Below are 23127 nucleotides of genomic sequence, written 5' to 3'. Positions count from 1 at the left end.
CCGGGTGGAACGGTGCGTGCTCCTTGCTACCAGCCGGTAATATCGCTTGTTACCGGCGAGTAGCTTCGCCGTTCCCAGGACGATCCGGAGCACGGGAGCACCAGCGCGATGACGCACTACACGGCGAACCTGCGGGACCTCAAGTTCAACCTCTTCGAGTTCCTCGACACCAAGGACCGGTTCGGCACCGGACCGTTCGAGCAGATGGACGCCGACACCGCACGCGGCGTCCTCGCCGAGATCCGCAAGCTCGCCGAGGGCCCCATCGCAGCGTCGTTCACCGACGCCGACCGCAACCCGCCGGTGTTCGACCCGGCCACGAACTCGGTGACCCTGCCCGAGTCGTTCAAGAAGTCGGTCCAGGCGCTCGCCGACGGCGAGTGGTTCCGGCTGGACCTGCCCGAGGAGATGGGCGGCTTCGGCGCTCCCGTCCCGCTGCGGTGGGCGGCCTACGAGATGATCCTGGGCGCCAACCCCGCCGTCTTCATGTACGGCTCGGGCCCGAGCTTCGCCACCGTCCTCGACGAGCTGGGCACGCCCGAGCAGAAGAAGCTCGCCGCGCTCATGGTCGAGAAGCAGTGGGGCGCCACCATGGTGCTCACCGAGCCCGACGCGGGTTCCGACGTCGGCGCCGGCACCACGAAGGCCGTGCAGCAGCCCGACGGCTCCTGGCACATCCAGGGCGTCAAGCGCTTCATCACCTCGGCCGAGCACGACCTGAGCGACAACATCATCCACCTGGTCCTGGCCCGCCCCGAGGGCGCGAAGCCCGGCACCAAGGGCCTGTCGCTGTTCGTCGTCCCCAAGTTCCACGTGGACCTGGAGACCGGTGAGCTCGGCGAGCGCAACGGCGCCTACGTCACCAACGTCGAGAAGAAGATGGGCCTCAAGGTGTCCACCACCTGCGAGGTCACCTTCGGCGACGGGCCGGTGCCGGCCCAGGGCTGGCTGGTCGGCGAGGTGCACGACGGCATCGCCCAGATGTTCACGATCATCGAGTACGCCCGCATGTTCGTCGGCACCAAGGCGATCGCCACGCTGTCGGCCGGCTACCAGGTGGCGCTGGACTACGCGAAGACCCGCGTCCAGGGCGCCGACCTGACGGCGACGTCGAAGGACGCCCCGCGCGTCACGATCACCCACCACCCCGACGTGCGCCGCTCGCTGATGCTCCAGAAGTCCTACACCGAGGGCATGCGGGCGCTGTACCTGTACACCGCGAGCTTCCGCGACCAGGTCACCGCCGCCGAGGCCGAGGGCAGCGCGGACAGCGAGCAGGCGACGCTGGCCGCCCGGCTCAACGACCTGCTGCTGCCGATCGTGAAGGGCTTCGGCTCCGAGCGCGCCACGCAGCTGCTGACGGCGGAGTCGCTCCAGACGCTGGGTGGCTCGGGCTTCCTGCAGGACTACCCGATCGAGCAGTACATCCGCGACTCCAAGATCGACACCCTCTACGAGGGCACCACCGCGATCCAGGGCCAGGACTTCTTCTTCCGGAAGATCGTCAAGGACGGCGGGGTCGCGCTGACCTGGCTCGCGGGCCAGATCCAGGCGACGATCGACAGCGAGGCCGGCAACGGCCGCCTCAAGGAGGAGCGGGCGGCGCTGGCCGCGGCGCTGGGCGACGTCCAGGGCATGCTCACGGCGATGTTCGGCCACCTCACCGAGGCCCAGCAGGACATGAAGGCGCTCTACAAGGTGGGCCAGAACAGCAGCCGCCTGCTGCTGGCCGTGGGCGACCTGGTCACCGCGTGGCTGCTCGTCCGCCAGTCGGAGGTCGCGCTGGCCGCCCTGGCCGGCGACGTCAGCGAGAAGGACCGGTTCTTCTACGAGGGCAAGCTCGCCGCCACCCGCTTCTTCACCAGCCAGGTGCTCCCGCGGCTGGCGAGCGAGCGGGTCATCGTCGAGAACACCGACAACTCCCTCATGGAGGTCGACGAGGCTTCGTTCTGAGGCTCACGGCCGCCGCTCCCTGGCAGGGAGTGGCGGCCGTCGTCGTTTCCGGGCGGGGGTGCCCGGGCATGGCCGGACCGACGACGACGTCGATCGAGGAGGCACCGTGAGCGACCCGCAGGGCAGCGACCGGATCCAGCAGGACGTCCCCACCGCATCGGGCACCGGGGACAACAGCGACACCGCCTCCAACATCGACGACGTGCCCCTCACCCGCGAGGACGCCTTGGAGCGCGACGCCGCCCAGGGCGACGACCTGCCCGCCGGGGCCGACAGCGACGTCGCCCGCGCCCGGCGGGCCGGTGCGTCCGGCGAGGTCGAGGGACCCACCACGAGATCTGGAGGACCAGACGCATGAGCGACCCCACCGGCTACCACGAGTCCCCCGACACCGCCGACGGCACCGCGCCGTCCCCCGACGACGCACCCGAGGCCTCGGCGACCCTCACCACCGACGACGAGGCCCAGCGGGACGAGGGCGTGGCCCGTCCCGGCAACGACTGAGCACGCCCCCGCACGCGGCGCGGTGCCCGGACGGCGCCACCTATGCTGGCCGGGTGCCCGCCGCCGCCCTGACCGTCCTGGCGGCGGCGGAATGGCGGGCGCGGACCACGGCGCACGAGGAGCGCATCGATCGCTGGGCGGCGCCGCACCGCGCGCGGCGGTCGCGGGGCGAGACCCACCCGGTGCACGACTTCCTGTTCACGTACTACTCCGAGACGCCGGGCCGGCTGCGCCGCTGGCACCCCGGCGCCGGCACCGGGCTGGCGCCCTCGGACGACGGCCCCGCCCCGCACGCCGGGTGGCGCTGGTACCGCACCGACGACGACGGCGTCGTCGCGCTGGACCGCGCGGCCTACCTGGCCGACCGCGGCCCGACGGTGGAGTTCGTGCGCGGGCTGCTCGCCGCCACCGCGGGCCGGCCGGCCTTCACCGGCTGCTTCGGGCTGCACGAGTGGGCGATGGTCTACCGCGCCGACGAGCGCCGGCACGCGCTGCCACTGCGGCTGGGGCGGGCCGGCACCGACGCGGTCGTCGAGAGCCACCAGATCCGCTGCAGCCACTACGACGCGTTCCGCTTCTTCACGCCCGACGCCGTCGGCCGCAACCGCCTGCAGCCGACCCGGGAGACGCAGACCGCGACCGAGCAGCCGGGCTGCCTGCACGCCACCATGGACCTCTACAAGTGGGCCTACAAGCTCGGTCCGCTCGTGCCCGGCGAGCTGCTCGCCGACTGCTTCGCGCTCGCCGCCGACGTGCGCGAGCTGGACATGCGCGCCTCCCCCTACGACCTCCGTGACGCCGGCTTCCCGGCCGTCGCGATCGAGACGCCCGAGGGCAAGGCGGAGTACGCCGCTGCCCAGCGCGGGTTCGCCGCCCGCGGGGCGGAGCTGCGCCGGCGCCTGCTGGCCGTCTGCGGGTCGCCGACCCTGGCATGAGCCGGACACCCGCTCGCCGTACGGTCAGCAGGTGACCTCTGCACACGACGGCCGCTGGATCCGCCTGGACGGCACCGCGAACACCCGCGACCTGGGCGGGCTGCCCACCACCGACGGCGGCCGCACGCTGCCCTCCCGCATCCTGCGCAGCGACAACCTGCAGACGCTCAGCGACGACGACGTCCGCCGCCTGGTGGGCGAGATCGGCCTGCGCCAGGTGCTCGACCTCCGGACGAGCGCCGAGGTGCTGCTCGAGGGCCGGGGGCCCCTGAGGTCGCGGCCGGAGGTTGTCCACCGCCACTTCACGCTGCTGCCCGAGCGCGGCGAGTACACCGACGTCTTCGCCGCGGACGAGCCAGAGGTCCCCGACCTGCCGTCCGGGTGGCTGGAGTCGGTGCTGCCGCGAGGGATCGCCGAGCGCGACCAGGACGAGCCGCCGTCCGTCCGCATCTACCTCGGGTACCTCGCCGACCGGGGCGATGCCGTCGTGGCGGCGCTGCGCGCGCTGGCCGCGGAGACCGACGGCGCCTCGGTGGTCCACTGCGCCGCCGGCAAGGACCGCACGGGCGTGGTCGTCGCGCTCACCCTCGCCGTGGCCGGGGTGCCGCACGAGGAGATCGCGATCGACTACGGGCTCAGCGGGGACGTGATCCACGAGATCATGGCCCGACTGTCGGCGTCCCCCACCTACGCCCGGGACGCCGCCGCCCAGGAGGGCCCGCGGGACAGCTCCGCCCACACCCCGCGCGCGGAGACGATGACCCGCGTCCTCGAGCTGCTCGACGAGCGGTACGGCGGGCCGATCGGCTGGCTGGAGTCGCACGGCTTCGGCGCCGACGAGCAGGCCGCCCTGCGCGCCCGACTGCGCGGCTAGAGCAGGTCAGGCGCCGGCGGAAAGCGTGCCGGCCGTGGGGGGTAGGTGGGTCTTCCGCTTGTCGCGGTACATCGCGGCGTCGGCCTGGCGGAGCAGGTCCTCGGCCCCGTTCCCGGGCGCGTGCACCGCGACCCCGACGCTGGTGCCGACCGCGACCTCGCGCCCCTCGAGCCGGAAGGGCTCGCGGAAGCAGTCGACGACCCGCGCGGCCAGTCGCTCCGCGTCGACGGGCTGCTCCAGGCCCGGCAGCACGATGGCGAACTCGTCACCGCTGAGCCGCCCCACGGTGTCGCCGGGGCGGACGGCGGCCCCCAGCCGCGCCGCGACCTGGCGGAGCAGCTCGTCGCCGGCCGCGTGGCCGAGGGTGTCGTTCACCCGCTTGAAGCCGTCCAGGTCGCAGAACAGCACGCCGAGGTGGGCACCGGGGCCCGCGGTCGGCAGCGCGGCCAGCAACCGCTCCATGAACAGGACGCGGTTCGGCAGCCCGGTGAGCGAGTCGTGGTGGGCCTGGTGCCGCACGGTCTCCAGGAGCCGGGCCCGCTGGAGGGCGGAGACCGCCTGGTCGCCGGCACCCCGCAGCCGGGCGAGCACGTCGCCGCACAGCTGGTCGGGCGCCTGGCCGGTCTCCCAGCTGGCGGTCACGACGCCGAGGAAGGTGCCCGCCGTGACCAGCGGGACCGCGACGACATCGGCGACGTCGATGTCCGCGAGCAGCCGGCGCAGTGCCGGGCTGCTGTCCGCGTCCCGGATGATCTGCGGCTCGCGGCTGGTCAGAAGGTTCATGAGCTCCGGGGTGTCCTCCGGGCGCAGCCGGGCCCCGAGCAGGAGGCCCGTCGCCTCGCGGCTGAGGTTGACCGACGCCCGCGCCTGCAGCTGGCTGCCGGCCGGGTCCCAGAGCATGACCGCGGCGCTGGCGCAGCCGACGACCTGCGGCAGCGCCTCGGCGACCACGGCGCAGATGGAGTCGACGTCCTCCACGGCGGCCAGCGCGTGCGCCAGCGCGAGCAGCGCACCGGCCCGGTCGGCCTCCCGCCGGGTGTCCTCGAGGGCGATCAGCAGGTCCAGCGCCGCCGCTGCGTGACCGGCGTAGGCGGCCAGCATGGCGGCCTCGTCGCCCATCGGCTGGTCGCCGGGGCGGTACAGGGCCGCCAGCCGTCCGTGCGAGCGGCGGGGGGAGACGATGTCGGCGACCACCGCGCCGCTCCCGAGGTCCCCGCCGCTGAGCAGCGCGGCCGCCAGCTCCGCCACCCGCTCCTCGGGCACCCCGGCGCTGTGCACCAGCGGCCCTCCCCCGGTCGGCGACCGGACGGCGAGCAGGTAGGCGGGGGCCAGGACCGCCTCCGCGGCGCGGCCCACGATGCGCTCCAGCACCGTCTCGAGGTCGTCGCTGGCGACGAGGTCCGTGGCCGCGGACTGGAGGATCTGCAGCTGACCGCGCAGAGCGTGCAGCTCGGGGTCGACGGCCGGCGTGCGGCCGCGCCGCCACGGCAGCCGCGAGCGGTGCGCCCACTCCAGGCGGTAGATGCAGGCCGCGTGGCCGTCGGACTGGCACTCGTCGTGCTCGATCTCCGCCGGGGGCAGCGCGAAGATCGCCGGGACCGTGCTGAGCAGCCCCTGCGCGTACAGGCAGTCCAGCCGGGAGTGCGGGTAGCCCTCATGCAGCCGGTAGCGGATGGTGGCCGTCGTCCGCCCGGTCTCGAGGATCTCCATCGTCGAGGTGGTGCTGAACTTCTGCACGGCCCTGGGCAGCGTGCCGAACACCTGGCGCGGCGAGCCCATGGCGCGCAGCAGGATGACCAGCGAGTGCGCGAGGCCCGTCTGCAGCGCCGCGGCGCCGACCTCGTACATCGTGCGGGGATCGCGCAGGACCTCGGTCGCCGCGGTGAACAGGCGGATCCGGGTGTCGTAGCTCCACCAGCGCGACTGGTCGTCGAGCTGGGCCGCCGTCGCCGCCGTGCCGGCCCGGGCCAGCACCTCGGCCACCGCGTCGTCACCGCCGATCCGGCGGACGTACCGCAGCAGACCGCCGGTGGTCGCGCCACTGGTCTCGGGGGCCTCGACGGGGGCCGTCATCGCAGCCTCCTCGTCGGGGGGTGGTGCGCCGGGTGCCGGTCCCAGACCCTACCGAGGAGCCGGGGCCGTCTCCCGGTCGTCCGTGCGCGCGTCACCCTCGGGTGGTCGGCAGGATGCGGCACCACCCTGAGCGGCATCACCCCTTCGGGGGAGTCCCCGGACAGCGGACGACCCCGGTCTCGACGGAGAACCGGGGTCGGTCGGAGGGGGGCGCCGCCGCGGCGGCGCGACCCGCGTCAGCGCAGCGAGGTGCTGCGGCTCGCGAGCGTCAGGAGCTCGTCCCGCATCGCCGGGCTGCTGCTGCGGGCCAGGGCCGCGTCGATGGCGCGGCGGGTGCGGGCCGCCTGGCGCCGCTGCCGCCAGGTGGAGGTCAGGCTGTTCATGGTCATGCCTCTTTCGTCGTCTCGATGTGCGCGTCACCTGAGATAAGCAGGGCGAGCGCCACCATATTCCGACGAAACGTAATGAGACGGACAGCCAGGCCGATGTTTCCTCACCCTTGCGAGTGATGCTCCTCACCGAGACGCGACAGCGCCCGCCCTCCGTCGGGAGGGCGGGCGCCGTCGGGTGGGACCGCCTCCGCTCGCCCGTGGGCGAGCGGGGTCCTGCGTCAGTTCGGGCGGGGGACGTCGCCGCGCCAGGCGCCGGTCTCGGTGCCGCGGCTCTCGATGAACTCCTTGAAGCGCTTCGCGTCCGCCTTCACCTGGCGGTCGTCGAAGCCCAGGGCGGCACCGGCCTTCTCGATCAGCCCCTCGGGCTCCCAGTCGATCTGGATCATGACCCGCGTCTTGGCGTCGTCCAGACGGTGGAAGGTCACCACGCCGGCGTGCTTGGCCTCGCCGCCGGTGCTGGTCCAGGCGACCCGCTCCTCGACGTGCTGCTCGGTGATCTCGGCGTCGAACTCGCGCTTGACGCCGTCGATGTTGGTGACCCAGTGGGTGTGCGTGGGGTCGATCTGGGTGATCTTCTCGACCCCGCCCATGAACTGGGGGAAGGACTCGAACTGCGTCCACTGGTCGTAGGCGACCCGGATCGGGACGTCGACGTCGACGGACTCCTGCACGGTGGCCACGGTCTCAGCTCCTCGTGTCGTTGATCGGTCGTGCGGCACCTACCCGGGAGCCGCGGCACCGACACGTGCGAGTTCGCAGGTCAGGCGGCTGCACCCGGCCGGACGACGACGGTCGGTCAGCCCTGGGACGCGTCCCGGCGGGCCGCGGCCACGTCGAGGGCCACCTGGACGGTGGCCCCGCCGACGAGCAGCAGGCAGACCAACCGGGCCAGCCCGGCGCCGATGTTCGCCCCCTCGTCCTCGGCGGCGAGCAACGTCAGCCCGTCGACGAGCAGCATCACCGCGGCGGCGGCGAGCACGAGCCCGCCGAGCCGCCTGCCCCGCTGGTCGGAGGCGCGCACCAGCACGACCCCGCCGGCGATGGCGCACGCATAGGCGAGCAGCTGCACGACCCCGGGCGCCGTCCCCTGGGCCGAGGCGGGGCGCGAGCCGCTGACCACGATCGCGACCCCGGTGAGGACGACGAAGAGCATCAGGGCTGCGAGTGCACGCTCACGGCGGTCCACGTCGGTCTCCTCGGGGTCGGGCCGCCGGTCAGCAGAGCAGCGCGCTCCCCGGATCCTGCAGCACCGCGCCGACGTCGGCCAGGAACCGCGAGCCCAGTTCGCCGTCGACGATCCGGTGGTCGAAGGAGAGCGCCAGCGTGGTGACCTGCCGCGGCCGGACCTTCCCCTTGTGCACCCACGGCCGTTCGCGGACCGCCCCGAACGCCAGGATCGCCGCCTCGCCCGGGTTGAGGATCGGCGTGCCGGTGTCCACGCCGAACACGCCCACGTTGGTGATCGTGAACGTGCCGCCGGTCATGGCTTCCGGCGCCGTGCGCCCGGCGCGTGCCGTCGTGGTCAGCTCCGCGAGGGCGCCGGCCAGCTCGGGGAGGGTCAGCCGCCCGGCGTCCCGGATGTTCGGGACGACGAGGCCCCGCGGGGTCGCCGCGGCGATGCCGAGGTCGACCCGACCGTGGACGACGATCTCCTGCGCCGCCTCGTCCCACGAGCTGTTGATCATCGGGTGCCGGCCGATCGCGAGCAGCACCGCCTTGGCGACGAACAGCAGCGGGCTGACCGGCACCCCGGCCAGCTCGGGCCGCTCGGCCAGCCGGCGGCGCAGCTTCATCGTCCGGGTGACGTCGACGGTGAGGAACTCGGTGACGTGCGGCGCGGTGAACGCGCTGGCCACCATCGCCGCGGCCGTGTGCTTCCGCACGCCCGTGACCGGTATCCGCTGCTCGCCCGCCGACGGTGCCGGGGGTACCGCCACCGGGACAGCGGCCGCGCGAGCGGCGTCGACGTCGGCCCGGGTGATGACGCCACCCGCCCCCGTGCCGCTGACCGTGGCGAGGTCGACCCCGCAGTCCTTGGCGTACCGCCGCACCGGCGGCTTGGCCAGCGGCCGCGGGCCGCGCCGGCCGGGCGCGACGGCGGTCGACGAGGCGGCGTCCGCTCGGACGGCGGCCGCCTCGGCCTGCCGGCCGACCTCCAGGCCGCCGTGGCGCACCGGCTTGGTGCGGGCGTCCGGCGCGGTGGCGAGCAGCGGTGCGCTCCCGGTCTCGGCGGTGCGCCGCGGCCTGCGGCGGGCCTCGGTGGTCCGCGGGCCGTAGCCGACAAGGACCGCCGTCCGCCCGGTGGCCGTGGTCTCGCCGATCAGGCCCGTGCCGGCGGGCTCGGACGGCGCCTCGCCGGTGTCGATGGTGATGATCGGCGTGCCGACGTCGACGGTCGCGCCGGCGTCGACGAGCAGCTCGACCACCCGCCCGGCGTGCGGCGAAGGCAGCTCGACGGCCGCCTTCGCCGTCTCCACCTCGCACAGCGGCTGGTTGACGGCGACGGTGTCCCCCACCGCCACCAGCCACTGGAGGAGCTCCGCCTCGGTCAGGCCCTCGCCGACGTCGGGCAACCGGAACTGGCGCAGCGCGCCCGCGGTCTGCGTCATGTCAGAACCCCATCGCGCGGTCGACGGCGTCCAGCACCCGGTCGAGGTCGGGGAGGAGGAGCTCCTCGACCTTCGACGGCGGATAGGGCACGTCGTAGCCCCCCACCCGCAGCACCGGCGCCTCCAGCGAGTGGAAGCAGGTCTCGGTCACCCGCGCGGCGATCTCGGCACCCGGCCCCAGCGTCACCGGGGCCTCGTGGACGACGACGCAGCGCCCGGTGCGCCGGACGGACTCGTGGACGGGCTCGAGGTCCAGCGGCGAGATCGTGCGCAGGTCGATCACCTCCAGGGACCGTCCCTCGGTGGAGGCCGCCTCGGCCGCCTGCAGCGCGGTCGTGACCATCGGGCCGTACGCCAGCACGGTGACGTCGTCGCCGGCGCGCACGACTCGCGAGGTGAACAGCGGCCCGGGGGTCGCGGAGGTGTCGACCGGCCCCTTCTCCCAGTACCGCCGCTTGGGCTCCAGGAAGATGACGGGGTCGGGCGCGGCGATCGCCTGCTGGATGCCCCAGTACGCGTCGACCGGGTTGCTGACGGCGACGACCTTGAGCCCGGGCGTGTGGGCGAAGTAGGCCTCGGGGCTCTCGCTGTGGTGCTCGACGGCGCCGATGCCGCCGCCGAACGGGATCCGGATGACCATCGGCAGCGGCACCAGGCCCCGGGAGCGGGCGTGCATCTTGGCCACCTGCGTGACGATCTGGTTGCAGGCGGGGAAGACGAAGCCGTCGAACTGGATCTCCACGACCGGCCGGTAGCCGCGCATCGCCAGACCCACCGCGGTGCCGACGATGCCCGCCTCGGCCAGCGGGGTGTCGACGACCCGGTCCTCGCCGAAGTCCTTCTGCAGCCCGTCGGTGATGCGGAAGACCCCGCCCAGCCGGCCGATGTCCTCCCCCATCAGCACGACCTTCGGGTCGTCCTCCATCGCCCGGCGCAGCCCGAGGTTGAGCGCCCGGCCGATGGTCAGCTCCTGGGTGGCCGGCGCGTCCAGCACCTCGGCGCTCACGAGCGCTCACCCCCCTCGAACGACGCCTGGTAGGCCTCGAACTCGGCGCGCTGCGCGGCCAGCGGCGGCGTCTGCTCGGCGTACACGGCGTCGAACATGGCCGTGGGCCGGGGATCGGGCATGCCGATCGTGCCGCTGCGGATGCGCGCTGCCAGCGCGTCGGCCTCGGCCTCGACGCCGGCGAAGAAGGCGGCGTCGGCCAGTCCGCTGCGGGAGAGGTAGGCCATGAGACGGGCGATGGGGTCGCGCAGCTTCCACTCCTCGACCTCGGCGGCCAGCCGGTAGCGGGTCGGGTCGTCGGAGGTGGTGTGCGCGCCCATCCGGTAGGTGAACGCCTCGATGAACGTCGGGCCCTGCCCCTCGCGCGCCGCCTGCAGCGCGGCACGGGTCACGGCCAGCACGGCCAGGACGTCGTTGCCGTCGACCCGGACACCGGGGAAGCCGAACCCGGCGGCCCGGCGGTAGAGCGGCACCCGCGACTGCCGCTCGAGCGGCACGCTGATCGCGTACTGGTTGTTCTGGCAGAAGAAGACCACGGGCGCGGAGAAGCTCGCGGCGAAGACCATCGCCTCGTTGACCTCGCCCTGGCTCGTGGCGCCGTCGCCGAGGAAGGCCAGCACGGCGCTCTCCGCGCCGTCGCGCTGCACGCCCATGGCGTAGCCGGTCGCGTGCAGGGTCTGGGCGCCGATGACGACCGTGTAGAGGTTGAAGCCGAGCGCGACCGGGTCCCAGCCGCCGTTGTCGACGCCGCGGAACAGGCTCATGACGTGCAGCGGGTCGACCCCGCGGGCCCAGGCGACGCCGTGCTCGCGGTAGGTCGGGAAGGCGGTGTCGCCGTCCCGCAGCGCGCGGCCGGCCCCGAGCTGGGCGGCCTCCTGACCGAGCAGCGAGGCCCAGATGCCCAGCTCGCCCTGCCGCTGCAGCGCCGTCGCCTCGCCGTCCCACCGGCGGACGAGGGCCATGTCGCGGTAGCAGCCGCGCAGCTCCTCGTCGGAGACGTCCAGCGGGTAGTCGGGGTGCTCCAGCCGCTCGCCCTCGGGCGTCAGCAGCTGCACCAGGTCCATCTGCCGGGGCAGGTGCGGCGCACCGGCCCCCGGTACGGGGTCGACGACCTCGTGCAGGTCGCCGATGTCGGCGTCGTCGGTCTCGTGGCGCACAGCGGTCACCGCTCGCTCCTCGTCTCAGCCGCCCTGGCCGGGGTCACCGGCACCGTGCGGAGGTGGACGTCTGCGCGGCGCCGGGGTGTGGCACCACTCACACATCCTGGCACGTGGGCGCGCCGGGACACGACCACGACGCCCACGACCGCCACGGGTCACCCGTCGGGAGGTACGCCCGTGCTTGTCCTGGGGACGGCTGGCGAGCATCATCCGCGCATGCGACGCACGGGGGTCCTGCTGCTGCTCAGCGCGCTGCTGGGCGCCCTCGTCGTGCTGGGCGCCTCGCCGGCACAGGCCTGCGAGTGCGTGACCGGCACGACGGCGGAGTTCACCGAGCGGGCGGACGCCGTCTTCACCGGCCGGCTGATCGCGCGCGAGGAGCCGAGCGGGGTCATCATCAGCAGCACCGACCCCGCCCTCCACGTGTTCGCCGTGGACGCCGTCGCCAAGGGTGCGGTGTCCGAACGGCAGGAGGTCCTGTCCCCGGTGTCCGGCGCCTCGTGCGGGCTGGAGATCCCCGGGGGAGGGCCGGTCGCCGTCTTCGCCACCCGCACCGCCGATCCCCACCTCAGCCCGGGGTCGCCGCCGCTCGAGGACGACCAGTACTACGCCTACCTCTGCGGCGGCACCGCACCGCTCACCCCGGAGCTCGAGTCCGCCCTGGGGCCGTTGCAGCCCGTCGCCGGCGCGCCCGCACCCGCACCTGCTGTCGAGCCGCGGGCCGTCGCGACCACGGCACCGGACAGCGACGGGCCGCCCTCGTCGCTCCTGGTCCTCGGCGGTGGAGCAGTTCTCCTCGGCGCGGGAGCGCTGCTCGTGCTGCGCCGTCGACGGGCCCGCTGACCGGCGTCAGCTCTCCCGGCGCCTGATCCGGACCGGGCCGCGGGCGGTGGCGACGTCGACGACCACCCCGCCCTGGGTCACCTCCACCTGACCCGCCGCGGCCAGTCGTCCGGCCGCGTCCCGGGCGGCGGGCATCAGCTCGCGCCACTCGTCGGCGCCCACCTGCCGGGCCGCCTCGGACGGGCAGATCGTGGCGCCCGCGCGCCGGAGGTCGAGCAGGTCGCTGATCGCCTGCTCCAGCCGCGCGCCGACGTCGTCCACACCCCCGAGCCTGCGCGGCGATCCGCCGGAGCGCCAGCGCACCGCCCGGGCGGGTTGCGGGAACTGGCGGCGCGGCGGGTCGGCGGGCGCCGTTCGGGTACTGGCCCCGGCATGGTGGAGCGGACACCCTTCGGGGTGCGCGGCAAGGGCAAACGCGGGATCAGCACGCTGGGCTGGGCACTGCGCGGCGCGGCCGCCGGTGCGGCGGGCAGCACGGCGCTCAACGCCGTCACCTACCTGGACATGGCCGTCCGGGGGCGCGGCACCAGCTCGACGCCCGAGGACACGGTCGAGCAGCTGGCCGCGAAGGCGCACGTACCGATCCCCGGCGACGGCGTCACCCGGCAGCACCGGGTGCAGGGCCTCGGTCCGCTCCTGGGCCTGGTGGCCGGCGTCGGGGTGGGGACGATCGGCGGGCTGGCCCGCGCCCGCGGCTACCTCTCGGCCAAGCCCGTGGGCATCGCCCTCACCACGGCCGGGGTCATGGTCGCGGCGAACGGCCCGATGACGGTGCTCGGCGTGACCGATCCGCGCACGTGGTCGGCGACGGACTGGCTCAGCGACGTCGTCCCGCACCTGGCGTACGGCGTCGTCGTCAAGAACACGATCGACGCCTTCGACAGGCCCTGACCCCACCCCGCGGAAGGGGGCAGGATGCGCGGGGTGGAGGAGATCACCACCGAGGAGCAGCTGCGCGCGCTGCTCGGGGACCCCGTGCCCGCGGCGCTGGCCAAGGAGCGGACGGCGCTCACCGACCTCGACCGCGAGTGGCTGGCGGCCAGCCCGTTCTGCCTCATCGCGACCAGCGGCGCCGACGGCAGCTGCGACGTCTCCCCCAAGGGCGACCCACCCGGCTTCACCCTCGTCCTGGACGACCGCACGATCGCGGTGCCCGAGCGGGCCGGCAACCGCCGGGCCGACGGGTACCGCAACATCCTCGCCAACCCGCACGTCGGCCTGATCCACCTGCTGCCCGGGCCGCACGGACACCCTCCGGATCAACGGCCGGGCGCGCCTGGTCACCGAGCCGGCGCTGCTGGACCGGATGGTCGTCAAGGGGCACCGCCCGGTGCTGGCCGTGGTCGTCGAGGTCGAGCAGGTGTTCCACCACTGCGGCAAGGCGTTCCTGCGCTCGCAGCTCTGGGATCCGGACAGCTGGGCGCCCGACGCCGTCCCCTCGCGGGCCCGGATCGCGCACGCGCTGGAGCGCAAGGACGAGCCGCTCGAGGAGCTGGAGCGCTACTACTCCGACGCGACCTACGCGGCTGGGCTCTACCCCTCGACCGTCCAGCCGGCCTCGTCCACGCCGCCGGGCACGGGCGCGTCGGGGTCGTAGGGCGTGCGGGTGAAGACGAAGGTGCCCAGGTCGAGGTGGTCCGCGGCGATGCGCAGCGTCTCGCCGGCGTAGTAGCCGTCCAGCCCCACCCAGCGCCCGTCCCGCTGCTCGAACCGGCTCGCCCGCCCGGTCCGGCCCGGCAGCGGCCCCAGGTGCAGTCGCCCGCCGGCCACCGCCCGCAGGATGCTGGGCGAGACGCCCCAGAACCAGACGCCGAGCACGTCCAGCGGCACGGGCGACGGCGACGGGCGCCAGGCCTCGACCACCCGCGGCTCGGCGGCCCGCAGGTCGGCCAGCACCCCGAAGACGACCGGCTCCACGCCCGCGGTGGCGTTGGCCAGCGAGACGGCGCCGGTCTGCTCCTCGCGGTCGACGAAGACCCCCGCGAGGAAGCCGGGCATCGAGCCGCCGTGCCCGACGAGGGTCCGCCCGTCGACGCGCATCACCTGCAGCCCCAGCCCGTACGCCGACCAGCCGGGGACGGAGGAGTCCACGCCGGCGGGCTGGGTCATCTCCTCGAGCGTGGCCGCGTCGAGGACGTCGGCGGTGTCGCCGAGCAGGAAGGCGGCGAAGCGCCCCAGGTCGGTGAGCGTCGCCCAGAGCTGCCCCGCGGCCGCCATCACGCCCGCGTGGTGCTCGGGCTCGGCGAGGACGACGTCGGCCCACGGGTGGACGGCGCGCCCCTGGGCTGCGGGGGCGACGGGGCGCGGCGTCGTCCGGGTCATCCCGAGCGGTGCCAGCACCTCGTCGCGGACGGCGTCGTCCCACGAGGTGCCGCGCATCCGCGCCGCGAGCTCGCCCAGCAGGCCGAAGCCGAGGTTGGAGTAGTGGAAGCGCCGGGCGGCACCGAGGACGACGTCGGCGTCGCCCAGTCCGAGGTCCTCCAGCGAGCCGCCGGGCACGCGCTCCCACCAGCCGCCGGGGCTCTCCGCCGAGGCGCCGGCCAGGTGCGAGAGCAGCTGCCCCACGGTGCGGTCGCCCAGGGGCGTGCCGGGCAGATGCCGCTCCAGCGGGTCGTCCAGGGAGAGCCGGCCCTCGTCGCGCAGCCGCAGAACCAGCACGGCGGTGACCGCCTTGCTGATCGACCCCAGCCGGTACTGGACGTCGGTGTGCGGCTCGGCCACCTCACCGCGCCCGGCCGACCACACGAGCCCGCCGTCGCGCACCGCGCCCACGACCAGGCTGGGCGCCCGGCCGTCCCGCTGGGTGCGCGCCGCGCGGGCGAGCAGCGTGCGGGCGGTGGCGGGCAGCACGGGTTCGGGCATGCCGGCGACCGTAGCGCCGCGCCGCCGCGCGGGTCAGGTGGTGGGGACGACGTCCCGCGCCGGGAGGCGGCCGGTGCGGGTGGCCCACCGCTCGAACCAGACCGTCACCAGCGGGGGGATGGAGGCGGCCAGCGCGAGCACGGTGGTGCCCGGCGACCAGCGCAGCACCCGCGCGGCCAGCAACGTGATCAGCACGTAGGCGAGAAAGATGCCGCCATGGATCGGCCCGAAGATCTTCACCCCGATCTCGCTGGTCTCGGGCACGTACTTGACGAACATCCCGATGAGCAGGCCGACCCAGGAGAAGGCCTCGGCGATGGCGGCGACACGGAACGCGCTGGCGACGGTGCGGGGGGTCACGTCCCCGATCCTGCCCGAGCCCTCGACCGAGGCGGGCCCGTCCACGGTGTGAGATCCCGTACCCACCGGGCGAGGCCATGGTGGCAGGGTCGCGGCCGTGCGGGGTCTGGCGCGGCGGGAGTTCTGCCTGGTCCTGCTGCGCCGGATGGCCGACGTCCGCCCCGACCTGGTCGCCGAGGCGCTGCCCCGGCTGGGCGCCACGCGGGCCGAGGCGCACGCCGCCCACACCCGGTGGCAGTAGAAGGACCCCGTCCCTCTCACGCCTCGCACGCTCGGCGCGAGCCTCCGGACGGGGCCGAACCCGAGGAGCTGGAGGATTGCCGGTTCGGCGACCTCGACGTCCAGGTGCGCCGCTGGCCGCTGCCGCTGTGGCCGCACCTCTTCTGGGAGGTGGTGAGCGGCCCCGGTGGCTCGGTGCTGGACGAGCACCTGGCCCGCGCGCCGGGGTCCCCGGTGCCGCCGGCCGCCCCCGGGCAGCTGCTGGTGTGGGAGCACGTGCTCGACGACGTCGTCGCCGTGCCGGGAGCCCGCAGCATCGACCCCGGGGTCGTCACCCGGCGGCAGGTCGAGCTCCCCGGAGGGGTCCGGGCGACGTTCGTGTGGGGGCTGCTGCAGCGGGTCGATCAGGCCGCGAGCCGGCGGGCGCCGGCGTAGCCGCCCATGACGTCGATCGACGCGACCTTCACGACGTCGCCCGACGTTGGGGCGTGGACCATCTGGTTGCCACCGATGTAGATGCCCACGTGGCTGACCGGGCTGTAGAAGAACACCAGATCGCCGGGCTGCAGCTCGCTGCGGGAGACCGAGCGGCCCATCTGGGACTGCATGCGGCTGGAGTGCGGGAGGCTGATGCCCGCCGCCGCGAAGGCGTACTGGGTGAGGCCCGAGCAGTCGAACGCGCGGGGACCGCCCGCGGCCCAGACGTAGGGCTTGCCGCGCTGGGCCATGGCCGTGTCGATGGCGACCTGGGCGGCACCGCTGTTGGCGACGACGGGAGCCGAGGCCGCGGCCAGCGGCTCGGTGCGCTCGGCGCGGCTGGCTCGCGTGGTGTGCCCCGCGGCGGCCACGGCCTGCTTCTCCTCGTCGCTGAGCCGGTCGTGGACCGCCTTGTACTCGGCGATCTCCCGCTCCAGGTCGGCCTGCTGACCGAGGAGGGCGTCGTACTGGCGCTGGGCCTCGGCGACCGACTCCTGGACCTGCTGCTGCGCGGCCACCGCGGCGGTGTTCGCGTCGGCGGCGAGGCCGAGCAGCTCGTTCTGGTGCCCGGCGACCATCTGCAGCGTGGACATCCGGTTGACGAACTCGTCGGCCGAGCCACTGATCATCAGCGCCTGGAAGGAGTTGAGCCCCTCGCCGGTGTAGGCGGTGCGGGCCACGCCCCGGACGGTCTCCTGCGCCTGTGCCAGCACCGCCGCGGCCCGGTCGAGCTCGACCTGCGCCGCCTGAGCCGCGGCCTGCTGCGCCGTGAGCGTCTCGCGCGCCTCGTTGAACTTCTCGGACAGGGCCTCGAGGTCGTGCCCGCGGGCGGCGACGAGCTCGGCGGCCTCGGCGGCCGTGCCCGGCGTGGCCGGGGCGGCGGAGGCGGGCGTCGCGGCCAGCAGGACGCCGACGGCTCCGACGAGGGCGAGGGCGGCGCGACGGGCGGTGCGGCCGGGGAAGGGCTGCAGGCGGGACGCCATGAGCGGCGGCTCTCCGTTTCTTCGGTACAGCGGCGATCTGACGCCCGTTTGGTGACTGAACGCCTCGGCGGGCGCACTGACCGTAAGCCTGTTATCGAGCCGTGACAATGGGTGAATCACAAGTTTGTGGTTTGGCCCGGAGGTGGCCGGGTAACGGTGCAGGTCAGCCCGCTACCACTGTGACGAACTCGTCCGGCTTGTCGCGCGCGCCACGCGCGTCCGACCCCGGCCGCCACGCCCGAATCGGTTTCGCATGGCGCCCCGGGGACCACTACGGAGTCATGGACCTTCGCCGCCCCCTCCTGCTCCTGGTCGTGGCAGGATCGCTCGTCGCCTGCGGCGACAACACCGATCTCCAGCGCGGTGAGACCAACTGCGACTCGACGTCCGAGGAAGCCAGCAACCCCCACGACGCCAGCTGCCAGGAGCCCGGCACCGACGCCGACAACTGATGACCCGGAGGCCCCGCTGAGCGCACGTCCGCTGCGCTCCTGGGCGCGGGCCCTCCTCTCCGGCGCGCGGCGACGGCTGCGGGGCCGCGACCTCGCGCTGATCGCCGCCGGGCTGACCTTCTACGCGGGCATCGCGGTGGTGCCCCTGCTGGTGCTGGCCTTCTCGCTCACCGCCCGGCTCACCTCCGCGGACCGCGTGCGCGAGCTCGGCGACCGGGTGGCCCAGCTGCTGCCGTCGGAGCTCGGCGCGCCCGACGCTCTCGACCGGCTGGTCGAGGCCGGCGTGGGGCTGGGCCCGCTGGACATGCTGCTCGCGCTGCTGCCCATGTCGCTGTATGGCGAGGGCCTGCGCCGGGCACTGCTGCGCTTCAGCGCCCGCGAGGAGGGGATGACCGCCTGGCGGGGCCGGCTGGCCGCCCTGCCGCTGCTGCTCGTCTCACCCTTCCTGCTCTACCCCCTGCTGCTGGCCGCGGGCGCGATGGCCGGCCTCGCCGACGACGGCGGCGCCTGGGCGACGATCGGCCGGGTCGCGGTGGGCTTCTACGCCTGCCTGGCCGCCCTGGCGCTGCCCCTGGCCTGGGGCTTCCGGGTCGTCGGCGGTGGCCGGGTGCGGTGGCCCGCGCTGGTCTGCGGCGCCCTGTTCACCGCCGCCTGCGTCTCGGGCTTCCTGCAGGGGTTCGTGCTCTTCCTGACGCTGCCGCTGGACCTCGGGGCCCCGTTCGGCGGGCTGGAGGTGGTCGGTGGCGTCGTGGCGATCGGCTTCTGGCTGTTCCTGCTGCACCTCGTGGTGCTCGCGGGGTGGCTGCTCACCGGCTCGCTGGACGAACTCCTGGAGCGCCGCCGGGCGGGCGCCCGGGACTGAGGCCGGATCAGCCCGGGACGGCGGCCAGCTGCGGCGGCAGGTCGTCGCGGTGCAGCACCACCAGCGTGCTCACCGCCCGGGTGAGCACGACATAGAGGCGGTGCAGCCCGCGCGGTTCGGCGGCCACGATCGCCGCCGGGTCGGCCACCACGACCGCGTCGAACTCCAGGCCCTTGGCGAGGGTCGCCGGCACGACCGCCACCCGCGCCGGGGGCTCGCCGTCGTCGACGAGCGCGGCGGCCGGGATGCCCGCGGCCGCCAGCAGCTCGACCACCTGCCCCACGACGTCGTCGGCGCACACCACCCCGACGGAGCCGGGCTCCGCGGCCAGCTCCCCCACCACCGCGGCCAGCGGTCCGGCCAGGTCGGTGATCGGCCGGATCCGCAGCGACCCCGGCTCGCCGCGGACGGCGGTCGCGGCGGGCAGCCCCGGCGCGATGACCGGCAACAGCCGGTTGGCGTAGTCGAGCACCTCGGCCGGCACCCGGTACCCGCGGGTCAGCGGCCGGACGACGGTGTCGGGCCGGCCCAGCCCGGCCAGGGTCTGCCGCCAGTCGGCCGAGGACCACGGGCTGGTCGCCTGGGCCAGGTCACCGAGCACGGTCAGCGACCCGGCGGCGAGCCGCCGGGCGACGGCGCGGCACTGCATCGGGGAGAGGTCCTGCGCCTCGTCGACGACGACGTGCCCGAACCCCTGCGTCCGCTCGAGCAACCCGGCCGCCTCGTCGACGAGCACGGCGTCGGCCTCCGACCAGCGCGCCGAGCGGACCGACCGGGGCGGTGCCGACCAATGCAGCAGGGCCTGCTCGGCGTCGTCCAGCACACCGCGCGCCGCACGGGCGAGGAGCGCGGCGTCGGTGAAGAGGGCGGCGACCAGGCCCGCGGCGTCACGGGCCGGCCACGTCTGATCGCAGAAGGCGCGGACTTCCGGGCTGCGGGCCGCCCGGCGCGTCTCGGCGTCGGTGGGGCTGCCGCCCGCGGCCTCCTTCTGCCGGCGGGCGTCCCCGGCCAGCAGCATCGCCAGCCGCTCCCGCCCGGCGGCGTAGTGGAGGAGCTGCTGGTCGTCGTCGCCCCGGGCGCGGCGGCGCAGGTCGTCGACGTAGCGCTTGAGCCGCTCGACGGGGACGCGGTAGCGGCGTCCGGCCAGCGGCACCATCACGTCGTCGGCCGGCTTGCGGATCTCGCCCTACAGCGCCCGCCGGAGCACCTCGGCCATCCGGACGTCGCCCTTGAGGACGGCGGCGGCGGGCGTGTCCGTCCCGCGCACCGGCACCCGTCCGGTCAGGTCGGCGACCGTGGACTGGACGACGTCGACCTCGCCGAGCGTGGGCAGCACCTGCTCGATGTACCGCAGGAAGGCGCGGTTGGGCCCCACGACGAGGACGCCGGTGCGCGCCAGCTGGCCGCCGTGCGTGTAGAGCAGGTAGGCGGCGCGGTGCAGGCCGACGGCGGTCTTGCCGGTGCCCGGGGCGCCCTGCACGCAGATGGACTCGCCGAGCGGCGCGCGGACGATGTCGTCCTGGTCGGGCTGGATGGTGGCGACGATGTCGCGCATCGGCCCGCTGCGCGGGCGCTCGATCTCCGCACGGAGCAGAAGGACCCCACTGCCCCCCTCCGCTCGCGAGCTCGCGGCGGGGCCCTGCAGCGGGGCCACACCGTGGTCGGCCACCAAGATTTCGTCCTCGTAGCCGGTGAGCTCACCGCCGGCGAAGCCGAACCGGCGCCGCCGCGCCAGGCCCTGGGGGTCGGCGGCGGTGGCCTGGTAGAACGGCCGGCTCATCGGGGCGCGCCAGTCGATGACGACCGGGTCGCCGGCGTCGTCGCGCACGTGCCGGCGGCCGATGTGGAAGGTCTCGGGCGCCGGGCCGCCGCTGTCGGTCCGCCCGAAGAACGGGGGCACGCCGGGGTCGGCGGCGAGGGCTCGCAGCCGGGCGGCGCGGGCGGCGCCGAGGCGCTCGGACGCCCAGGCGTCCACGCCGGCATCGGTCACCGCGGTGGCGGCGGCCCGCATCTCGGAGAGGCAGTCCAGCGCGCGGGCCAGGTGGTCGCGCTCGGCGGCGAGGACGGGATCGGGAGGGGAATCGGTCTCGGACGGGGCGAGAGGAGACACGGTCGGAGGACGTTACGCCGACCGCGGCGGATGGTCGAGGGACTTCCTGCCGGCCCTAGAACGACAGCGACGCGAGAGCTGCCTTCCCGGGGCAGTTCTCGCGTCGTCATCGCGGCCCTCGGTCGACGAGGGCGAAATGGCTCAGCTGTGGGCGCGGAGGATGCGTCCCAGGCGGGCGATGAAGCGCACGCCGTCGCCCTGCGAGGCGCCGATTGGGGCGCGGTCGGCCTCGAGGTAGGACGGGTCCGCGAAGAGCATCGGAGCGAAGCTCATCGGGATGTTGCCGAGCGTGCTGGGCCTGTGAGCGGTGTGCGTTCCCATGACTGTCTCCTGACGAGTGGTCCGTGGTCGCGGTGTTCATCGGCCACATCGGGGTGGTGCTTTAGTGATAACGCCGAATGGCGCGGATGACTCCCGGACATTTGTGAGACGCTGCTCACTGGAATGAGAAAAAGTGTCGGCCGCCACGTCCAGGAAGTGACGGCTGACACTTTTCGGCCATTCGGGCGAAGCCGGTCAGGCGCGGTCGCCGGGCTCCACGATGGTCACCTCGACGGCCCGCAGCTGCCCCGGCGTCTCCAGGAGCACCGCCTTGGTGGGCTCGCCGACCTCCAGGGACGGCTCGCGGCGCAGGGCGGCCAGCCCGGTCAGCCTCCGGTCGGCCAGCACCTCGTCGACCAGCCCCCGGTCGCCGCCGGTGAACAGCGCGACGACGTCGGCCAGGTGCGGCAGCAGCACGCGCGCCGCGGTGTCGGCGGCCGAGGTGACGACGGCGTCGGTCTGGTGGCCGCGCCGGCGGGCGAACCGCTGCTGCGACCAGCCGCCGGCCGCCGTGCGCCCCTGGACCTGGCGCGCGTCGACCTTGGAGGCCACCAGCCGCTCCCCCGTGCACACGCCGACCGCCCACCGGCCCCGGCGCACCAGGAGCACCGCCGCCGTGCGCTCGGCGCGGGCGGCCTCGGTGAACCCGGCGAGCACCGGCTGCTCCGGCGTCCAGCCGAACGGCGCGCGCAGGACGATCGTCGTGGTGTCCGTGCAGGTGAGCCGGACCGTGCCGTCGTCGTCGGCGACGACGTCGGCGAACGCACCGTGCCGCTCCGCCACGCCGTCGAGCCACCTGCCCAGCCGCTCGGGTGCGACGCGCAGCCGCCGGCCGCCTCCGGGAGCCGGCCGCGGCCGGGTCACCGGGACCGCAGGTCGAGCAGCCGGCCGAGCACGTCCCCGGTGCGCAGGCCGTCGTGCTCGAACTCGTTGGTCACCCAGGTGCGCACGTTCCCCACCGCCTCGGCGGTCTGCAGCGAGAGCTCGGTGTCGACGTACATGTCGTCGAAGTACACGGCGGCGTCGACCGGCACCTCGTTGGCCGCCAGCCGGGCGGGGTCGTACAGCTCCGGGAGGTCCGCCCGGGCGGCCAGCGCGTGCGCGGCCGGGCCGAAAGGCCGCAGCGAGGCGATCTCGTCGAACATCCAGGGGTAGATCATCTCGCCGGTGAACGGCAGGGGGCGGACGGCGCCGTCGAACTCCGGGCCCCGCTCGGCCTCGGCGGCCCACGCCGTCGCTCCGGGGCCGGCGGCGTAGATGCTCTCGTGCAGGGCCGCGTAGAGAGGGTTGTCCCAGAACGAGGTCCGGCGGGCCACCTGGTCGAGGAAGGTGTCGGACAAGCCGCTCGGGGCGCCGTCGTCCAGGGCCTCCTCCAGCAGCCAGTGCAGCTCCTCGGCGCCGGCCTGGCTGCCCAGCACCTGCCCGACGGTCTGCAGCCGGCGGACCGAGAGCACGTCGCCGTCCGGGAGCCGTACGGGTGCGGCCGCCAGCCGGTCGGCGACCGCACCGGCACGGGCCACGTCACCGGGGTACCGCTCGTAGAAGCGGCGCACCTTGGCGGCCACCCGTGGATAGGTGCGCCGGTACGGCTCGCGGGCGTCGGGCTGCAGCGCGGGGAGCCCCCCGGTGATCAGGCAGCGCTCCAGCCCCTGCGGCGCCCGGGACAGGTAGGTCAGGGTGACGAAGCCGCCGTAGCTCTGCCCCAGCGTCGTCCAGCGCCGTCCGCCGTAGAGGGTGGCGCGGACGTGCTCGGCGTCGGCCACGATCGAGTCGGCGCGGAAGGCCAGCAGGTGGTCGGCGGCGGCCCGGGCGTCGGGGAACCGCTCCACGACTGCGCCGGTGACGCGGGAGCTGCGGCCGGTGCCGCGCTGGTCGAGGAGGACGACGCGGAAGGCCTGCAGCGCGCGGGCGATCCAGCCCCCGCGGGTCGGCCGGGGCGATTTCCCGCCGGGCCCGCCCTGGAGGAACAGCAGGAGCGGCAGGTCGCGGTCGCGCTGGTCCGGGTGCACCAGCTCGCGGACGAAGACCTCGATGCCCGCGCCGTCCCCGGTGCTCCAGTGCAGCGGGACGTGCACAGTCCGGTCGCGGACCAGCGCCCCCGGGATCTCGTACCGCTCGTCCACCTGGCGTAC

At 74.7% G+C, this 23127-nt stretch carries 28 protein-coding genes; 12 read left to right on the top strand and 16 right to left on the bottom strand.

Going from position 1 to position 23127, the window contains the following annotated elements; genetic code table 11:
* The first annotated feature begins 108 nt into the window (after positions 1-108).
* The 5 genes from DQ239_RS13910 (at position 109) to DQ239_RS13895 (ending at position 4266) form a co-directional block, all read left to right on the top strand.
* Complete coding sequence (locus DQ239_RS13910) at positions 109-1953, top strand: acyl-CoA dehydrogenase (protein WP_113835000.1); 1845 nt, start codon at positions 109-111, stop codon at positions 1951-1953.
* A gap of 106 nt (positions 1954-2059) precedes the next feature.
* Complete coding sequence (locus DQ239_RS13905) at positions 2060-2311, top strand: hypothetical protein (RefSeq protein ID WP_113834999.1); 252 nt, start codon at positions 2060-2062, stop codon at positions 2309-2311.
* Positions 2308-2457, top strand: a complete 150-nt coding sequence (locus DQ239_RS20655) for a hypothetical protein (protein ID WP_199583006.1) — start codon at positions 2308-2310, stop codon at positions 2455-2457. Before DQ239_RS13905 ends, DQ239_RS20655 begins: the two co-directional genes overlap by 4 nt.
* 53 nt (positions 2458-2510) lie before the next feature.
* Positions 2511-3392 (top strand): 3-methyladenine DNA glycosylase, encoded by an 882-nt coding sequence (locus DQ239_RS13900; RefSeq protein WP_113834998.1) that lies wholly within the window; start codon positions 2511-2513, stop codon positions 3390-3392.
* A gap of 31 nt (positions 3393-3423) precedes the next feature.
* Entirely contained in the window at positions 3424-4266 is an 843-nt protein-coding gene (locus tag DQ239_RS13895; RefSeq protein ID WP_113834997.1) for a tyrosine-protein phosphatase, read from the top strand.
* 6 nt (positions 4267-4272) lie between these two features.
* On the opposite strand, the gene DQ239_RS13890 is transcribed toward DQ239_RS13895, so the two are convergent.
* From DQ239_RS13890 to pdhA, 7 genes are all read right to left on the bottom strand, one after another.
* Positions 4273-6339 (bottom strand): sensor domain-containing diguanylate cyclase, encoded by a 2067-nt coding sequence (locus DQ239_RS13890; RefSeq protein ID WP_113834996.1) that lies wholly within the window; start codon positions 6337-6339, stop codon positions 4273-4275.
* Between the two features lie 236 nt (positions 6340-6575).
* Entirely contained in the window at positions 6576-6728 is a 153-nt protein-coding gene (locus tag DQ239_RS20370; RefSeq protein ID WP_158544837.1) for a hypothetical protein, read from the bottom strand.
* Between the two features lie 221 nt (positions 6729-6949).
* The gene (locus DQ239_RS13885; RefSeq protein WP_113834995.1) at positions 6950-7411 is read right to left on the bottom strand and encodes an SRPBCC family protein; all 462 of its coding nucleotides are present in this window, start codon (positions 7409-7411) and stop codon (positions 6950-6952) included.
* Positions 7412-7527: 116 nt separating this feature from the next.
* Positions 7528-7917 carry a hypothetical protein gene (locus tag DQ239_RS13880; protein ID WP_113834994.1) on the bottom strand — a complete coding sequence of 130 codons (390 nt, stop codon included), beginning with the start codon at positions 7915-7917 and terminating at the stop codon, positions 7528-7530.
* A 28-nt stretch (positions 7918-7945) separates the two neighbouring features.
* Positions 7946-9340 carry a dihydrolipoamide acetyltransferase family protein gene (locus DQ239_RS13875; protein ID WP_113834993.1) on the bottom strand — a complete coding sequence of 465 codons (1395 nt, stop codon included), beginning with the start codon at positions 9338-9340 and terminating at the stop codon, positions 7946-7948.
* 1 nt (position 9341) lies between these two features.
* Positions 9342-10346 carry an alpha-ketoacid dehydrogenase subunit beta gene (locus tag DQ239_RS13870; protein WP_233489215.1) on the bottom strand — a complete coding sequence of 335 codons (1005 nt, stop codon included), beginning with the start codon at positions 10344-10346 and terminating at the stop codon, positions 9342-9344.
* Positions 10343-11467 carry a pyruvate dehydrogenase (acetyl-transferring) E1 component subunit alpha gene (pdhA, locus tag DQ239_RS13865; RefSeq protein WP_348519332.1) on the bottom strand — a complete coding sequence of 375 codons (1125 nt, stop codon included), beginning with the start codon at positions 11465-11467 and terminating at the stop codon, positions 10343-10345. The genes DQ239_RS13870 and pdhA overlap by 4 nt, the downstream gene beginning before the upstream one ends.
* Positions 11468-11722: 255 nt before the next feature.
* On the opposite strand from pdhA, the gene DQ239_RS13860 reads away from it, so the two are divergent.
* On the top strand, positions 11723-12349 hold the full coding sequence (locus DQ239_RS13860) for a hypothetical protein (RefSeq protein ID WP_113834992.1): 627 nt from the start codon (positions 11723-11725) through the stop codon (positions 12347-12349).
* A 6-nt stretch (positions 12350-12355) separates the two neighbouring features.
* Here the strand turns inward: DQ239_RS13860 and DQ239_RS13855 are convergent, their stop codons facing one another.
* Complete coding sequence (locus DQ239_RS13855) at positions 12356-12610, bottom strand: DUF3253 domain-containing protein (RefSeq protein WP_113834991.1); 255 nt, start codon at positions 12608-12610, stop codon at positions 12356-12358.
* Positions 12611-12721: 111 nt separating this feature from the next.
* Here DQ239_RS13855 and DQ239_RS13850 point away from each other — a divergent pair, with 111 nt between their 5' ends.
* Together DQ239_RS13850 and DQ239_RS20645 are read left to right on the top strand one after the other, a co-directional pair.
* Complete coding sequence (locus DQ239_RS13850) at positions 12722-13240, top strand: hypothetical protein (protein WP_199583004.1); 519 nt, start codon at positions 12722-12724, stop codon at positions 13238-13240.
* A gap of 415 nt (positions 13241-13655) precedes the next feature.
* Positions 13656-13946, top strand: a complete 291-nt coding sequence (locus tag DQ239_RS20645) for a hypothetical protein (RefSeq protein ID WP_199583002.1) — start codon at positions 13656-13658, stop codon at positions 13944-13946.
* Here DQ239_RS20645 and DQ239_RS13840 read toward each other — a convergent pair.
* Both DQ239_RS13840 and DQ239_RS13835 read right to left on the bottom strand, forming a co-directional pair.
* A complete protein-coding gene (locus DQ239_RS13840; RefSeq protein WP_113834990.1) occupies positions 13883-15211 on the bottom strand; it encodes a serine hydrolase domain-containing protein in 1329 nt (442 codons plus the stop codon). The two genes, DQ239_RS20645 and DQ239_RS13840, sit on opposite strands and share 64 nt — an antisense overlap.
* 33 nt (positions 15212-15244) lie before the next feature.
* Positions 15245-15571, bottom strand: coding sequence for a DUF3817 domain-containing protein (locus DQ239_RS13835; RefSeq protein WP_113835054.1), 327 nt, complete (start codon positions 15569-15571; stop codon positions 15245-15247).
* 97 nt (positions 15572-15668) lie between these two features.
* Here DQ239_RS13835 and DQ239_RS20365 point away from each other — a divergent pair, with 97 nt between their 5' ends.
* Both DQ239_RS20365 and DQ239_RS13830 read left to right on the top strand, forming a co-directional pair.
* The gene (locus DQ239_RS20365) at positions 15669-15812 is read left to right on the top strand and encodes a hypothetical protein (RefSeq protein WP_158544836.1); all 144 of its coding nucleotides are present in this window, start codon (positions 15669-15671) and stop codon (positions 15810-15812) included.
* A gap of 104 nt (positions 15813-15916) precedes the next feature.
* Positions 15917-16225, top strand: coding sequence for a hypothetical protein (locus tag DQ239_RS13830; protein ID WP_113834989.1), 309 nt, complete (start codon positions 15917-15919; stop codon positions 16223-16225).
* Here DQ239_RS13830 and DQ239_RS13825 read toward each other — a convergent pair.
* Complete coding sequence (locus DQ239_RS13825; protein ID WP_113834988.1) at positions 16195-17250, bottom strand: C40 family peptidase; 1056 nt, start codon at positions 17248-17250, stop codon at positions 16195-16197. The genes DQ239_RS13830 and DQ239_RS13825 overlap by 31 nt on opposite strands.
* 281 nt (positions 17251-17531) lie before the next feature.
* On the opposite strand from DQ239_RS13825, the gene DQ239_RS20640 reads away from it, so the two are divergent.
* Positions 17532-17702, top strand: a complete 171-nt coding sequence (locus tag DQ239_RS20640) for a hypothetical protein (protein WP_199583024.1) — start codon at positions 17532-17534, stop codon at positions 17700-17702.
* Between the two features lie 16 nt (positions 17703-17718).
* A complete protein-coding gene (locus DQ239_RS13820; protein WP_113835053.1) occupies positions 17719-18564 on the top strand; it encodes a YhjD/YihY/BrkB family envelope integrity protein in 846 nt (281 codons plus the stop codon).
* A 7-nt stretch (positions 18565-18571) separates the two neighbouring features.
* On the opposite strand, the gene DQ239_RS20975 is transcribed toward DQ239_RS13820, so the two are convergent.
* The 5 genes from DQ239_RS20975 to DQ239_RS13800 all read right to left on the bottom strand — a co-directional run bounded on the left by DQ239_RS20975 (position 18572) and on the right by DQ239_RS13800 (position 23118).
* The gene (locus DQ239_RS20975) at positions 18572-19717 is read right to left on the bottom strand and encodes a hypothetical protein (RefSeq protein WP_233489208.1); all 1146 of its coding nucleotides are present in this window, start codon (positions 19715-19717) and stop codon (positions 18572-18574) included.
* 33 nt (positions 19718-19750) lie between these two features.
* Positions 19751-20674, bottom strand: coding sequence for a hypothetical protein (locus DQ239_RS20970; protein ID WP_233489205.1), 924 nt, complete (start codon positions 20672-20674; stop codon positions 19751-19753).
* A gap of 141 nt (positions 20675-20815) precedes the next feature.
* Positions 20816-20995, bottom strand: a complete 180-nt coding sequence (locus tag DQ239_RS13810; RefSeq protein ID WP_113834987.1) for a hypothetical protein — start codon at positions 20993-20995, stop codon at positions 20816-20818.
* A 195-nt stretch (positions 20996-21190) separates the two neighbouring features.
* Positions 21191-21859, bottom strand: coding sequence for an acVLRF1 family peptidyl-tRNA hydrolase (locus tag DQ239_RS13805; protein ID WP_113834986.1), 669 nt, complete (start codon positions 21857-21859; stop codon positions 21191-21193).
* Positions 21856-23118, bottom strand: a complete 1263-nt coding sequence (locus DQ239_RS13800; RefSeq protein ID WP_113834985.1) for an alpha/beta fold hydrolase — start codon at positions 23116-23118, stop codon at positions 21856-21858. The genes DQ239_RS13805 and DQ239_RS13800 overlap by 4 nt, the downstream gene beginning before the upstream one ends.
* Positions 23119-23127 lie beyond the last annotated feature (9 nt).

The sequence above is a fragment of the Blastococcus sp. TF02-09 genome, from assembly GCF_003319105.1.
In the GTDB taxonomy this organism is placed as follows: domain Bacteria; phylum Actinomycetota; class Actinomycetes; order Mycobacteriales; family Geodermatophilaceae; genus Blastococcus.
This window is presented reverse-complemented; position numbering and strand designations above follow the sequence as displayed.

Coding starts and splice junctions, on each gene's coding strand:
- DQ239_RS13910 (WP_113835000.1), top strand. CDS start 109: ATGACGCACTACACGGCGAACCTGCGGGACCTCAAGTTCAACCTCTTC.
- DQ239_RS20655 (WP_199583006.1), top strand. CDS start 2,308: ATGAGCGACCCCACCGGCTACCACGAGTCCCCCGACACCGCCGACGGC.
- DQ239_RS13890 (WP_113834996.1), bottom strand. CDS start 6,339: ATGACGGCCCCCGTCGAGGCCCCCGAGACCAGTGGCGCGACCACCGGC.
- DQ239_RS20370 (WP_158544837.1), bottom strand. CDS start 6,728: ATGACCATGAACAGCCTGACCTCCACCTGGCGGCAGCGGCGCCAGGCG.
- DQ239_RS13875 (WP_113834993.1), bottom strand. CDS start 9,340: ATGACGCAGACCGCGGGCGCGCTGCGCCAGTTCCGGTTGCCCGACGTC.
- DQ239_RS13860 (WP_113834992.1), top strand. CDS start 11,723: ATGCGACGCACGGGGGTCCTGCTGCTGCTCAGCGCGCTGCTGGGCGCC.
- DQ239_RS13850 (WP_199583004.1), top strand. CDS start 12,722: ATGGTGGAGCGGACACCCTTCGGGGTGCGCGGCAAGGGCAAACGCGGG.
- DQ239_RS20645 (WP_199583002.1), top strand. CDS start 13,656: ATGGTCGTCAAGGGGCACCGCCCGGTGCTGGCCGTGGTCGTCGAGGTC.
- DQ239_RS13840 (WP_113834990.1), bottom strand. CDS start 15,211: ATGCCCGAACCCGTGCTGCCCGCCACCGCCCGCACGCTGCTCGCCCGC.
- DQ239_RS13825 (WP_113834988.1), bottom strand. CDS start 17,250: ATGGCGTCCCGCCTGCAGCCCTTCCCCGGCCGCACCGCCCGTCGCGCC.
- DQ239_RS20640 (WP_199583024.1), top strand. CDS start 17,532: ATGGACCTTCGCCGCCCCCTCCTGCTCCTGGTCGTGGCAGGATCGCTC.
- DQ239_RS13810 (WP_113834987.1), bottom strand. CDS start 20,995: ATGGGAACGCACACCGCTCACAGGCCCAGCACGCTCGGCAACATCCCG.